Source organism: Halostagnicola larsenii XH-48 (assembly GCF_000517625.1).
Lineage (GTDB): Archaea > Halobacteriota > Halobacteria > Halobacteriales > Natrialbaceae > Halostagnicola > Halostagnicola larsenii.
The window spans coordinates 219391-232414 of the sequence record NZ_CP007057.1 but is presented as its reverse complement, the minus strand read 5'-3'; the positions used below and the strand labels follow the sequence as shown (position 1 = coordinate 232414).

Annotated in this window: 7 protein-coding genes and 4 pseudogenes; 8 read left to right on the top strand and 3 right to left on the bottom strand. The window is 57.2% G+C overall.

Annotated features, from left to right (window positions below):
• Window positions 1-60: 60 nt before the first annotated feature.
• Both HALLA_RS17415 and HALLA_RS17410 read left to right on the top strand, forming a co-directional pair.
• Entirely contained in the window at window positions 61-1341 is a 1281-nt protein-coding gene (locus tag HALLA_RS17415) for an RNA-guided endonuclease InsQ/TnpB family protein (protein WP_049954765.1), read from the top strand.
• Window positions 1342-1452: 111 nt separating this feature from the next.
• On the top strand, window positions 1453-1944 hold the full coding sequence (locus HALLA_RS17410) for an MOSC domain-containing protein (protein WP_049954764.1): 492 nt from the start codon (window positions 1453-1455) through the stop codon (window positions 1942-1944).
• A 110-nt stretch (window positions 1945-2054) separates the two neighbouring features.
• Here the strand turns inward: HALLA_RS17410 and HALLA_RS17405 are convergent.
• Window positions 2055-2402 (bottom strand): annotated as a pseudogene (locus HALLA_RS17405) (PLP-dependent transferase); the annotation flags it as partial.
• A gap of 204 nt (window positions 2403-2606) precedes the next feature.
• Between HALLA_RS17405 and HALLA_RS17400 the strand changes: the two are divergent.
• Window positions 2607-3987, top strand: a pseudogene (locus tag HALLA_RS17400) (ATP-binding protein).
• A gap of 251 nt (window positions 3988-4238) precedes the next feature.
• Here the strand turns inward: HALLA_RS17400 and HALLA_RS21495 are convergent.
• Window positions 4239-4433, bottom strand: a pseudogene (locus tag HALLA_RS21495) (RNA-guided endonuclease InsQ/TnpB family protein); the annotation flags it as partial.
• 16 nt (window positions 4434-4449) lie between these two features.
• Entirely contained in the window at window positions 4450-5763 is a 1314-nt protein-coding gene (locus HALLA_RS17395) for an aspartate aminotransferase family protein (RefSeq protein ID WP_049954763.1), read from the bottom strand.
• 277 nt (window positions 5764-6040) lie between these two features.
• Between HALLA_RS17395 and HALLA_RS17390 the strand changes: the two genes are divergently transcribed.
• From HALLA_RS17390 to HALLA_RS17370, 5 genes and pseudogenes are all read left to right on the top strand, one after another.
• Window positions 6041-6691 carry a helix-turn-helix domain-containing protein gene (locus HALLA_RS17390; RefSeq protein WP_049954762.1) on the top strand — a complete coding sequence of 217 codons (651 nt, stop codon included), beginning with the start codon at window positions 6041-6043 and terminating at the stop codon, window positions 6689-6691.
• Between the two features lie 191 nt (window positions 6692-6882).
• Window positions 6883-8724 carry an ABC transporter substrate-binding protein gene (locus HALLA_RS17385; protein WP_242406255.1) on the top strand — a complete coding sequence of 614 codons (1842 nt, stop codon included), beginning with the start codon at window positions 6883-6885 and terminating at the stop codon, window positions 8722-8724.
• A 145-nt stretch (window positions 8725-8869) separates the two neighbouring features.
• Window positions 8870-9865 carry an ABC transporter permease gene (locus HALLA_RS17380; protein ID WP_049954760.1) on the top strand — a complete coding sequence of 332 codons (996 nt, stop codon included), beginning with the start codon at window positions 8870-8872 and terminating at the stop codon, window positions 9863-9865.
• Complete coding sequence (locus HALLA_RS17375) at window positions 9862-10782, top strand: ABC transporter permease (RefSeq protein WP_049954759.1); 921 nt, start codon at window positions 9862-9864, stop codon at window positions 10780-10782. The genes HALLA_RS17380 and HALLA_RS17375 overlap by 4 nt, the downstream gene beginning before the upstream one ends.
• A pseudogene (locus HALLA_RS17370) lies at window positions 10779-12800 on the top strand (dipeptide ABC transporter ATP-binding protein); the annotation flags it as partial. The gene HALLA_RS17375 and the pseudogene HALLA_RS17370, both read left to right, overlap by 4 nt.
• Between the last annotated feature and the right edge of the window lie 224 nt (window positions 12801-13024).

The window sequence follows — 13024 nt, the reverse complement described above, 5'->3', positions numbered from 1 at the left end:
CTGGATATTCCACGCTGCGTAATCCACACCTTCAAGTAGGTTTGTCTACATTGGTTACGTATGGCGAAACAGGTCGTCACCCGCACCTACACTGCTTCCATTCAGAACCAGCAACAGGTGTCTGACGACCTTGATTCACTCGGGTTCGCCGCCTCGAAACTCTGGAACGTCGGACGGTGGACAATCAGTCGTGTCTGGGATGAAATCGACTACATCCCCGAGGGCGACGAACTCACCGCCTACCTCAAGAGCCACGAACGCTATGATGACCTCCATTCTCAGTCAAGTCAGCGCGTTTTGCAAGAACTCGCTGAGGCGTTCACCGGCTGGTACGGCAAACGACGCAACGGCGACACGAACACGAACCCGCCCGGCTACCGCAAACACGCCGACAAACACCCACGTTCGACGGTCACGTTCAAGCAGAAAGGCTTCAAACTCGACACCCAGTACAACCGCGTCCGCCTCTCCAAGGGGTCGAACCTCAAGGAGTACTGGTCGGACTTCATCCTCTGCGAATACCAAACTCGTCCCGACGTTGACCTCTCTACCGTGGAGAGCGTCCAACAAGTTCGGGCGGTCTGGACGGGTGGCGAGTGGGAACTGCACTTCGTGTGCAAAGTCGAGGTCGAAGTATCCGAAGCCCCGGGTGAGAAGACAGTGGGTGTTGACCTCGGCATCAACAACTTCGCCGCACTCGCCTACGAAGACGGTCACGCCGAACTGTACCCGCTGAACTGTCTGAAGCAGGACGACTACTACTTCAGCAAGCAGATCGCTCGCTGTGACGACTCAGACTCCGAGCAAGCCACGCGGCTGCACCAGAAGAAGTCTGCTCGTCGCACCCACTACTTCCATACCCTCTCCAAACACATCGTTCAGCGGTGTGTGGATGAAGGTGTTGGAACGATTGTGGTTGGCGACCTCTCTGGTATCCGTGAGGACGAGGTGAACGGCGAGTCGACAAACTGGGGTAAGCACGGCAACCTCAACCTGCATTCGTGGGCGTTCGACCGCTTCACAGATCTGCTCACCTACAAAGCCGAGATGAACGGCATCACGGTCGAGCAGGTGTCCGAGCGGGATACGTCGAAGTCGTGTTCGTGCTGTGGCCGGGAGCGCAAGGCGAACCGTGTTGAACGCGGGTTGTACGTCTGTGATGAGTGTGAGACGGTGGCGAACGCGGATGTAAACGGTGCTGAGAACATTCGACAGAAAGTATCTCCGAGTCTCTCCTGTGACGGGGGAGATAGGAGTAACGGCTGGTTGGCACAGCCATCGACGTTCTTGTTTGACACGGAAACTGGTGCGTTCGCACCTCAAGAACACATAACGCCGTAAACCACAATATCCCACCGCGGGAATCCTCGCCCTTCAGGGCGGGGAGGATGTCAACTTGTCAACAATATCTACACCCGAGTATTTATACTGTGCCAAACGCGCATAGCGCATATGACCGGGAGTGGCAGCGTCGAACGGATTTTTATCGCACCTAAAGCCGAAGCGGAGATGGAAGAACAGACCGACGTTGAAGCAGTTGCCAGAAAGGGGCTTCGAGGTGATCGTTACTTTAGCGAGATTGAGACGGGAACCTTCGTCGAGTGGGAGCCAGATGAGGAACGCCCCGATGGGTACGACCTCACGTTGATCGAGCAAGAGGCCGTAACAGCAATCGAGCGTGAAGCGGGAATCGAACTCGCACCGGGAGAACACCGACGAAACATCGAAACCCGTGATGTCGCACTCAATCATCTCGTTGGACAACGATTCCGAGTCGGAGACGCCATCTGTCGAGGGGATCGACTGTGTGAACCCTGTAACCATCTCCAGCGCATCACTCAGGACGGCGTATTGCAGGCACTCACTCACCGCGGTGGGCTCCGAGCGGACGTTCTCGAAGATGGGACGATTCGCCCCGGAGACGTCATCGAACCGCTCGAATAATCCGCACTCTCTCGTTTGGAAACAGTTCGTATTCCCGCTTGTGACTGTCACATCAGGTGGACAATCGACCTGCTTGCGGATCGGGACGGTCGGGAAAGGGGAACGCACGCCTACGGTAGCGCCTTCCGGAGGTCCTCGCAGAGGTCATCGGCGTCTTCGAGGCCAACGGATACCCGGACCAACGTCTCGGGAATCTCCGCTGAATCCTCACTGCGGCTGAACTCGTCGGGGATCATTAATGACGGTACCTCAACAAGGCTCTCGACCCCACCGAGACTGGCTCCCGGCGTGAATACCTCGAGTCTCTCAACGAACGCCTCGAGTTCGATGAGTGTGCCATCGAACTCGAAGGACAGCATCCCGCTGTATCCCGACATCTGCTCACTCGCAAGATCGTGGTGCGGGTGACTCTCGAGACCCGGATAGTGGACACGAGCGATCCGATCGTGGCTTTCGAGGGTATCCTCGTACGTATCCGCTTCTTGTTCAGAAACCGTCTCGGGGTTCGTGTGAACTGATATCGAACTTAAACTCGATCATCGGTTGCCATTGTAGATTTCAATCTGTTCTCTGATTAAGCATAATTCATAGCAATCCAGAGATAGCCAATTTTGAAATAGGCTATTTGGAAGTATTATTCTCCGTCGAGATAGAGTAGGCGTATGGAGCATTTCGTAGACCGGGAAGATGAACTGTCTCGGCTACGCAGTTGCTACGAATCCGACGGCGCCAAGATGATCGTCATTTTCGGTCGGCGACGCCTCAGGAAGACACAGCTCGTCCAACACTCGCTCTCCGACCGTGAGGACGCAGTCGTCTATCAGGCCACGGAAACCACCTCCCAGATACAACTCAATGAATTCGTCGATGTCGCGTCCGAGACCTTTCCCCGTATCACGCAGATCAAACAGAACTGGGAAGCGCTGCTCGGATATCTCGGTGACCAGAACGGGATCGTAGTCCTCGACGAATTCCCCTACCTCATTAATGCCGATAGGAGCCTCCCCTCAGTCATTCAGCGGTTGTGGGACCAACGGTTTCAGAACACCTCGGGAACACTTATCCTAGTTGGGTCGTCGATTAGTATGATGGAAGAAGCAACGCTTCTAGGGAACAGTCCCTTGTATGAGCGATTCACAGAACGACTCGACCTCCGTCCGCTTGACTTTGCTGCTGCCCAAGAGTTCGTTTCGGACGACTATTCACCTCAAGAGAGAATCATCACGTTGGGTATCTTCGGCGGCGTCCCGTCCTACCTCGATGGTGTCGAACTCAACCAGGTCCTCGGAACAGTCCTCACTGAAGAAGTGCTCTCCCAGAAGGATATCTCCACAACAAACCAGAGTACGTGCTCCGGACCGAACTCACGGACCCGAACCGATACTTTGCGATCCTCACCGCAATTGCCGCGGGAAAGACGACATCGAACGAAATCGCCCAAGCAATGGATATCGATGGAAAACAGATTTCAACGTATACCCAGAAATTAGTGCGTCTGCGACTTATCGAGCGAGAGGTTCCGATCACCGAAGAGAAAGCAAAGTCACGCTGCGGACGCTATCGTCTCTTGGATCCCTTGTTCCGTTTCTGGTTCCGATTCGCCTACGGCAAGGAAGATCGATATGAACGTCTGGGTAAGGATGCGTATGACGCAGTCATCGAACCAGAACTCGCCAACTTCGTTAGTCAAGAATTCGAGAAACGTTGCCAGACGCCCTGCCGAACCTTTACCCAGAGAAGACGTTCCTCAATATCGGCCGCTGGTGGTACAAGGAGTATGAGGTTGACGCCGTCGGATTCACCAAAGATGGGACGATGGTTGTGGGTGAGTGCAAGTTTACCAATGCGCCCCTCGACTATGGTGCGCTCGCCTCACTCGACGACCATGCCGCTGAAATCCGCTGGACGCCAGAGACTGGTGAGACAGATACAAAATACGCGTTATTCACACGAAGCGGAGCAACACGGCTCGTTCAGAAAGCTGTATCCGAACGCGATGACTTGCAATTGTTCGACTCAGGCGACGTTACGCGACACGTTTAAGGAAGCTATCTTCAGAAAAAGCAGGCCGAGTGCCTCGGAGTCAAGCCCCCAGCGGTTCATTGACAAGAAGGAGAGACAGATTCGTTAGCCGTTGTTTAGCCCGCTCTCTCGAGTCCACATTGATGGCAGGGAATTGTCTAGGACATGTTCCTAGTACACCAGTTTAATTTCGCCCTGAATGAAGAGTACAGGAGGGTGATTGACATCCTTCACGCCGTAACCGACGTGGAATCCCGACCCCCGGTGGGATATTAGGGTTTGCAGTCTATGACCTGTTCACGCGGGGAGAAACGACCCTCGCTACGATTGAACAGGTGAACTGCTGGCTGTGCCAACCAGCCGTTACTCCTGTCCGGTGACGAACTCGGAGTTTCTTTTCGTCGAAGGTTCTCAGCGCCGTTGATGTCTGCGTTCGCAACGGTATCGCACTCCTCGCAGACGTATAATGACGAAACGCTCGGCTCAGAGGTCGGCGAACACCGCGTCGGCGGCGTCAAGATAGGACTCCAAGTGAGTCTCGTCATGGGCGGCCGAAAGGTGGTGTCGCTTGTACGGGTTCGGCGTGAAAAAGTGGCCACGTTCGCGCATACCCGCCGCGAATGTATGGAATCGCTTCTCGTCAAGACCGAGAATGTCCTCGTAGTTGTGGGGTTCGCCGCGTACCCCGAACTGGACGCTGAAGATACTCCGGTGGCCAACGATCCGTCCGTTGATGTCATGGTCCTCGAGGAGATCATTCAGGCCGTCGCGATAGCGGTCGCCAAGGTCGGTCAGATACGCCTGGACATCATTCGCGACAATGGTGTCGATAGTCTCGCGCGCGGCAGCCAGTCCCGGGAGACTCCCCGAGTAAGTTCCGCTGATGACAACGCCGGACTCGTTGTCGCCGCCTGCTTGGGCGAGCAGATCCGCCCGTCCACCGACTGCTGCCACTGGATACCCGTTACCTAGGGCCTTTGCGACGCAGGTGAGATCTGGTGTGACGCCGACCTCGCCCTGGACGCCATGTGGCGAGTGGCGGAAGCCGCTGATGACCTCGTCGAAGATCAGCGGGACGTCGTGTACTGCTGTCGCCTCGCGCAGGGTCTCGAGGAACTCTATCCGTGGCAGTAGACAACCGACAGAGTGGGGAATCGGCTCGAGGATGACCGCCGCGAGTTCGTCACCGTGTTCGTGTAGGATTTCGTTGACCGCCTCGGGGTCGTTGAAGGGGGCGATAAGCGTATTCTCGACGGCGGCCGAAAGCATACCGTCGGACTCGGGGTACCGTTCACCGACGCGGTCGGTAGGCGGATAGACGCTCACGTCGACGTAGTCGTGCCAGCCGTGGTAACATCCTTCGAACTTTAGTACCTTCTTGTTGCCGGTGGCAGCTCGTGCGAGCCTGATCGCGTGATAGGTGGCTTCGCTGCCGCTGTTACAGAAATTCACCATCTCAACGCTGGGCAAGAGGTCGACCAGCCGTTCGGCGACCTCGACCTCGAGGGGTGTCGTACCCGCTCCATACAATACGCCGTCGTCGATGGCTGCTTGGGCCGCCGCGTCGACATCGTCGTGGGCATGGCCGAGGATGACTGGGCCGAACCCAAGGTGGTAGTCGGTGTACTGCTCGTCGGTGACGGTCGTTAACGTGGCGTCAGACGCAGATTCGAAGGCGATATCGCCCGTGTTGTACGCCTGAGCTCGTAACCCCGTCTGTGCGCCACCTGGGATGACCTCACGTGCGCGGTCGACGACCGATTGGTTTTGATCTTGTGTCGGAGGGGTGTTCGCCATTGTCGTTCAGATGCCAATCGACATTAGTTATACTAACGGTTTTTCGGCCAACTCGACAGACGCGTCAGCCCATACGCCGGACTTGTCTCCGTGGGTCAGTAGTCGATACCCCAGCGCGAGGAAACCTTGCCGTGAAGGCGAGGAGAATCATGTTTCGGACTTTCTACGTGCACTCTCGCCTCGAAGATGGTGACTTATATATGAACGGGGCAGATTTTTCCTGTACGAGGGGTTCACAATTCTACGTGTCGAGTTCACGACGGTGCCGACGGGCGTGATGGGGAAAATTCACCGTGAAATGGACGATATCCGAAGCATCGAACTCGACAATGCGTTCTACGTCGAAGACGGGACATGGATCGAATCGCTGACCGTCGCCTCGAATACGGCCTTCGACCCCGAAACAGTTCTCGAGGGAATTTCTGGTGCATCGCTGTATTACAGTAGCGAAATCCCGACCGCGTCGGACGAAATCGGGATTCACCGGCTGACCCTTCTGGCGACCGAGTCCTATCCGTTTATCTTGAGTCTGGTTTTACGCCAGGAGGCAATTCCGAACCGTATCGTACTCCAAAACGGAGTGTTCGAAATTGTGACTACCACACGCGATTGGAACCAGTTTCGCTCGATGGCCGACGAGATCCAGGAAACGCTTGGTGAGTTCGAACTACTGTCAGTTACGCAGGACAAAGAACCCGGAGAGCCACTCGACAGCGGGCGTCTAAAGGAGGTTCTCGTCTCGAAGCTCACCGACGAACAGTTGGCGGTCCTCGAGATAGCGTACAACCGCGGCTACTTTCACGTTCCACGAGAGATGTCGGCGACCGAACTCGCGGACGAACTTGATGTTGCACAATCGACAGTAAGCGAACGACTTCGGACCGCCGAACGAACGTTACTCGAAATCATCTACGGATCTCGAGAGTGAGGACGCTCACAGTTCGGCCGGCAGGGACTCCTAGTCTAATTCCTTCCCCGATTTAAAGACCGATAGCTATCGAGGGCAATCGGGAGAACACCAATCCTAGTTAGTTCGTAACGTGAGAGTGGATGTCTCCGAAAGATAATCATGATGGTTCGGTCACACGGGCTGGTGATCGACTAACACGGCGCGGGTACATCGCCACGACCGCTGGGGCGCTCGGGGCGAGTGTACTCGCGGGTTGTAACAGCAGTCGCGGCGAAAGTCTCGAACCGAACGTTCCGGACGGCGTTCCAGAGACCGTCGAGACGAAGTACTGGCGAGAGTGGGAGACCGTCGACGCTGAATCGCCGCCGCTTGAATACAGTGCAACAGCTGGTTCAGTACTCGATCGGGTTCCGGTCGAGTACTCGAGTGAGGACGATCCATGGATGCGAGAGCACGCGTTAATGGTAAAGCGCGGACTCAACGATCTCGGGGTCGACGTTACGCTCGACGATCGCCCGTTGAACCAACTCTACGCCCAAAGCTGGACGGCCAACGGGCTCGAGGCGGTCATTTCGATGAGTTCGCAGGGACCAGATCCACAGCGGGGCCTCGATCCGAACCCGCTTTTGATGCGCGCAACCGAAGAGTCCCTTTCGAACTACGATAATTACTACCACCCTGAACTTCAGGATATTCTGACCGAACAGGCACAGACGACCGATCGGGCCGAGCGCGAGGAACTCGTCGATCAGGCCCAGGAAATATTCGCTGAAGATATCGGGGCGATCATCACGCTGTTTCCGAACATCATCACGGCGGTGAACACGGATCGGTGGAGCGGCTACGTTGAGACGCCCGGTAACGGACAGACGATGGACTCGTTCGTCTGGACCGAGGTCAATTTGCAACCGGAGACGGATAACCGAACCTACGTCAAGGGCGTTTCGACGTCGATGAACTCGCTGAATCTGGCGTGGGCTGCCGGCGGGGCGGAGGCCAAGCGTTTAACGTTCATCTACGATGGCCTCTTCGACGCGACGCCGGATCTGGACGTTGTCCCCGCGCTGGCGACCGGCGGCGGATTCGTCGATGACACAACCGTCGAACTCACCCTTCGGGAGGGTGTCGAGTGGCACGATGGCGAGCCGTTCACCGCGGAGGACGTGAAGTTCACCGTCGAACTGTACGATGAGTACGCATCTACGAGCCAGGTGCCCTTTTACGAACCGATCGACTCCGTCGAAATTCTCGGCGATCACGAGGTGCGTTTCAACCTAGCTAATCCCGATGCAGCGTTCATGACACAGCGGGTCGTTCGTAGCGTTATCCTCCCGAAACACCGGTGGGAAGACGTTGGGAACCCATCACAGCACAACCCGGATTCTCCGGTCGGAACCGGCCCGTTCGAGTTCGAAAACTGGGAACAAGGAACCCGGTTCGAGGCGTCTCGCAACGACGGGCACTGGATGTTCGATGACGACTGGCGAAACGATGCGTTGGGTGACCAGGCCGAGAGCGGCCCCGGCGTAGACACTGTCGTCTGGCTTAACGTGAGCAACGTTGACGCGTTGATCGGGTCGCTACAGAGCGGCTCGATCGACGCAGTCGGGACGAACCTCTCGGATCTTCAGGCCAACCGCGCAGCCAATTCCGAGGGAATCGAGAAAATGTCTGCCGGAAGCTATGCGCCGTTGATCATGAAGCTCATGTTCTCGTGTCCGCTGATCCGAGACAAGGAATTCCGTGTCGCGCTGGCGAAATCGCTCGACTCGAAGGGGTTCGTCGAGGACTTCCTTCACGGTCAGGCAACCGTTCCGACTGGTGAGAACCTGATCTCGTCGCTTACCCAGTGGCACAATCCCGACACGACCGACTACAGCTACGACGTTGACGAGGCAGAAACCATTCTCGAACAGGCAGGCTATACCTGGGACGGTCAGGGCAACCTGCGATTCCCGAACGGTGACGCCTGGGGTGCGTTCGTCGAACGTATTCAGCCGGAAAACACCAACCAGCGGCGCACAGAACTCCAACAAGGTGATTTCTCATGAATCAGAACCGACCAATGTACCAGCCCATCTCCCGGTTCCCTCGAGTTCCTCGAGGACGGGTCCGACCGGAGGCGAGCAGGCACCCTGACCGTTTCACGTCGCAGTCAGTGTACCACACCCGGAGTATCGATCTGGAGGTGAACCGATGACGAAGTTCCAGCGGTTCCTCTTAAAGCGGCTCGCGATCTCCGTCGTGCTGACGCTGGTCGCGGTTTCGGTGATCTTCGTCGTCTTGCGGCTCCTTCCTGGGAGTCCGTTCGAAACCCTCGTCACCTCGGGGAACCTCAATCAAGAGCAGATCGACGAAATTCGGGCGATGTACGGACTCGATCAGTCGATCTGGAACCAGTATCTTAGCTACATCGAGAGCCTCCTCACGTTCCAGTTCGGGTACTCCATCCTGCGGAGCCAGCCGGTCTGGGAGGTGCTCGAGCCACGACTGATCAACTCGCTAATCCTCCTCGTTCCGGCGCTAGTCACGACGGCGATCCTGAGTTCCTTGCTGGGTATGTACGCGGGATGGAACCGCGGAAGCCGACTCGAAAAGCTCAGTATCGTCTTGACGACGTTACTCCGCTCGACGCCCGTGTTCATCACGGCGATTTTCTTCATCATCCTCTTCGCCTACAACCTGGAACTCGTTCCTGCACTCGGGATGCGATCCATCAGGGCGACACCGGATGGCTATCTCGAGACGTTCGTCTCGCTGGATTTCCTCCACCACTACCTCTTACCGTTCGCCGTCGCCGTTCTCTTCTACAGCGGTGACTTCCTCCTGTTAGCTCGTAACGGGGTCGTCGAGAAACGAGGGTCGGAGTTCCTCAAACTCCATCGGGCGAAGGGGCTCTCGGAGTTCCAGCAGCTAGCCCGGGCCGGTCGAAACTCGATGCTGCCGATTCTGACCTACTTCACGCTCCGTCTCGGGATGATTTTCCAGGGGCTAATCTTGCTCGAGGTGGTCTTCAGTTGGCCCGGTATCGGCCGCGAACTCGTATTGGCCATTCAACAACAGGACTACCCGCTGGTGCAAGCAGCGGTTTTCATCATGGCGCTCGCGGTCATCATCGCGAACCTCGCTGCCGACGTTCTCTACGCCTACTTCGATCCGACTGTGTCGACGAACGGAGGTGGCTCTGCATGAGTGCCGAAACGAAACCCAAAGCGGAACTGTACAAACGTGTCGACGCGCTGTGGGCAGTTGTCCGCGAACAGGTTGCGTTCCTGCGACGGGACCCGCTAGCTTTTGCCAGCATGGTCATCGCCGGAGCGTTCGTGTTCCTCGGCGTTTTTGGGCCGTTTCTGGCTCCGCACGACCCGATTGAGTATACCATCCGAAGCGATACCGGCTCCGTTCTCCAGCTCGCGAGCCCAAGTATGGACGCGTTCTTCGGAACGACAGCGTTCGGAAAGGACGTTTTCAGTCAGTTCCTCGCGGGGGCCCGACCGACGCTTATCGTCGGTCTCTTCGGTGGTCTAGGGACAGGTGCGCTCGGCTTCACCGTCGGCGTCGTGAGCGGTTATTACGGCGGGTGGGTTGACGAATTACTCATGCGCCTGACGGATCTGACCTTCTCGCTGCCGTTTATGCCGATGGCGCTGCTGTTGTTGACGTTCATGACGCCGAACATCTGGCTCATCACGGCGATAATCGTCGCGTTCCTCTGGAAAATGCCAGCACGAGTCGTCCGTTCTGAGGTGCTGTCAGTCCGCGAACGAACGTTCGTCAAATCCGCACGAGCCAGCGGTGCGAGCGACCTGCGGACGATGGTGTATCACGTCGCACCGAACGTCTTGCCGATCGGCTTTCTCTACACAGCCTACGGCGTCGCCTGGGCGGTTGCTGCACAGGCGAGTCTCGCGTTCCTCGGCTTCGGAGATCCGACGATGACTAGCTGGGGTCGGATGCTCAGACAGGTGTTCGAGTCGGGCAACATACGAGTCGCGTGGTGGTGGGTGCTTCCGCCTGCCATCGGTATCGCTGCGATAACCACCTCGGTGTTCCTCATCGGACGAGCCTACGAGGAAGTCATCAACCCAGAAATTCAGACCGACCAATGACACTACTCAACGTCGAAGACCTGAAAGTCACGTACGCGACCGACGACGAAACAATCCACGCCGTCAATGACGTCTCGTTTAGTATCGAAGAAGGCGTTAACTACGGCCTCGCCGGGGAGTCCGGCTCCGGGAAGTCCACCGTCGCGGAGGCGCTGCTCGGCTTGCTTCCACGGAATGGAACCGTCGAGAGCGGCACCCTCGAGTTCAACGGAACCGATCTCACCTCGTTGACCGATGCCGAGCGTCGAGATATCCTCTGGGAGGACATCGCCTACATCCCCCAGAGCGCGATGGACTCGCTGGACCCCGTTATGACGACCGGCGCTCAGATCGCACAGGCGATTCACACCCATCGTAACGTCACGGACTCGAAGGCGCGTGATCGCGTCCGCGAACTGTTCGATATCGTCGGTCTCGATCCCGATCGAATCGACGAGTATCCGCACGAGTTCTCCGGCGGGATGCGCCAACGAGTTACCATCGCGATGGCGCTCGCCCTCGAGCCAGACCTCATCATCGCCGACGAACCGACGACCGGGCTCGATGTCATCGTCCAAGACAAAATCATCGACAAGATCCTCGAGATTCAAGAGCGGATGGACAGCTCGCTGTTGCTTATCACCCACGAGATCGGCGTCATCGCGGAGACGTGCGACGCACTGTCGATCCTCTACGGCGGGAAAGTAATGGAACAGGGGAGCGTCGACAACGTGCTTGTCAATCCGACGAATCCGTACACGATGGGTCTGAAGAACTCCTTTCCCGAGATCGACGCGGAAGACGAAGATCCCGTCGCGATTCCCGGCTCGCCGCCGAACCTGAATCGGGAACCGACGGCCTGCGTCTTCGAGAGGCGGTGTCCGTTCGCCACGGACGACTGCCGAGAGTCTCACCCGGAGTTGATCGATCTTCCAAACCGAAACCACCGGTCGGCATGTCACCGCGTCAAGGAAGCGGCCCAACTCCGACGGGATGCTGATGAACCGGAGACATGGGACATCCCCGACACGAGCAGTGTCGACTCCGAGCGAGGCGAAGTCATCCTCGAGACCGATAATCTGGAAAAACACTACGAGCAGAGTCAGCCGTTGTTGAGTAAGGTCCGCGGCGAGGAACCCGACTACGTGAAGGCAGTCGACGGAGTCTCGCTTTCCGTCCGCCGATCGGAAGTTCTTGGCATCGCCGGCGAGAGCGGTTGCGGCAAGTCAACACTGGGCGAAACGATGGCTCTGCTCGAGGATCCGACCGGCGGCGAGATGGTGTTCGATGGTGATCCCTACGAGCACTATCAGGACGGCAACCTGCAGTCGTTCAGACGGAACGTCCAGATCATCTTTCAGGATCCCTTCGACTCGCTCAACCCGCGCCAGACCGTCCGTCAGCTTGTCGGCGAGCCGCTGACGATCCACGACTATCGAACGGACGAACAAGAGCACGCCATCGTCGAAACGCTCGAGAAGGTTGGACTGACCCCCGCCCAGAAATTCCTCGACAGTTATCCGCACGAACTCTCCGGCGGCCAGCGCCAGCGAGTGGCGGTCGCCAAGGCGCTGGTACTGGATCCCGATTTCCTTATCTGCGACGAACCGGCGTCGATGCTGGACGTGTCGCTGAAGGTCAATCTATTGAACCTGTTGCGGGGATTGGCCGACATCGAAGATCTGGGTATCGTCTACATCTCTCACGACCTCGCGAGCCTGATGCAGGTCTCGGACCGGCTGGCCATTATGTATCTTGGGCGAATCATCGAGCAGGGAGATGTCGACCGAATCGCATCCAACCCGAAACACCCCTACACCACGTCGCTGCTTTCGGCTGCACCCGAGAAGGATCCGACTACTGACCGAACTCGCGTCCTGCTCGACGGAGAGCCGCCGGATCCGGTCGATCTCCCATCTGGGTGTGCGTTCGCCCCGCGCTGTCCGAAGGCTCAGGAAACGTGTTTGGAAGCCGAGCCGAGCATTGACCAAGCGGGGGACAAGACGCACCGAGCAGCGTGTTACTTCCCTAACGGAGAGCAAAGATAAGGTGTAAAAGGTCGTACTCCGTTTCGGGAGTATCTTGCTCGTCAGGAGCTTCGAACGTTCGCGTGAACAACCTTGGCTTTTGTGGTGGGGTTCTCGTCCTGCACCGCCTATAGAACAGACTTTCAGGGCGATGAGTTGGGTTTGAATCACTGTTGGAGAGATCACTTGCTGGTTCGGTACCGATCTATCGAGATGACCGTTGTCCTATTTTATCA

What these genes read in the sequence shown, in the direction of transcription:
- HALLA_RS17390 (WP_049954762.1), top strand. Translation starts at nt 6,041, where the DNA reads ATGGGGAAAATTCACCGTGAAATGGACGATATCCGAAGCATCGAACTC.
- HALLA_RS17395 (WP_049954763.1), bottom strand. Translation starts at nt 5,763, where the DNA reads ATGGCGAACACCCCTCCGACACAAGATCAAAACCAATCGGTCGTCGAC.
- HALLA_RS17410 (WP_049954764.1), top strand. Translation starts at nt 1,453, where the DNA reads ATGACCGGGAGTGGCAGCGTCGAACGGATTTTTATCGCACCTAAAGCC.
- HALLA_RS17380 (WP_049954760.1), top strand. Translation starts at nt 8,870, where the DNA reads ATGACGAAGTTCCAGCGGTTCCTCTTAAAGCGGCTCGCGATCTCCGTC.
- HALLA_RS17375 (WP_049954759.1), top strand. Translation starts at nt 9,862, where the DNA reads ATGAGTGCCGAAACGAAACCCAAAGCGGAACTGTACAAACGTGTCGAC.
- HALLA_RS17415 (WP_049954765.1), top strand. Translation starts at nt 61, where the DNA reads ATGGCGAAACAGGTCGTCACCCGCACCTACACTGCTTCCATTCAGAAC.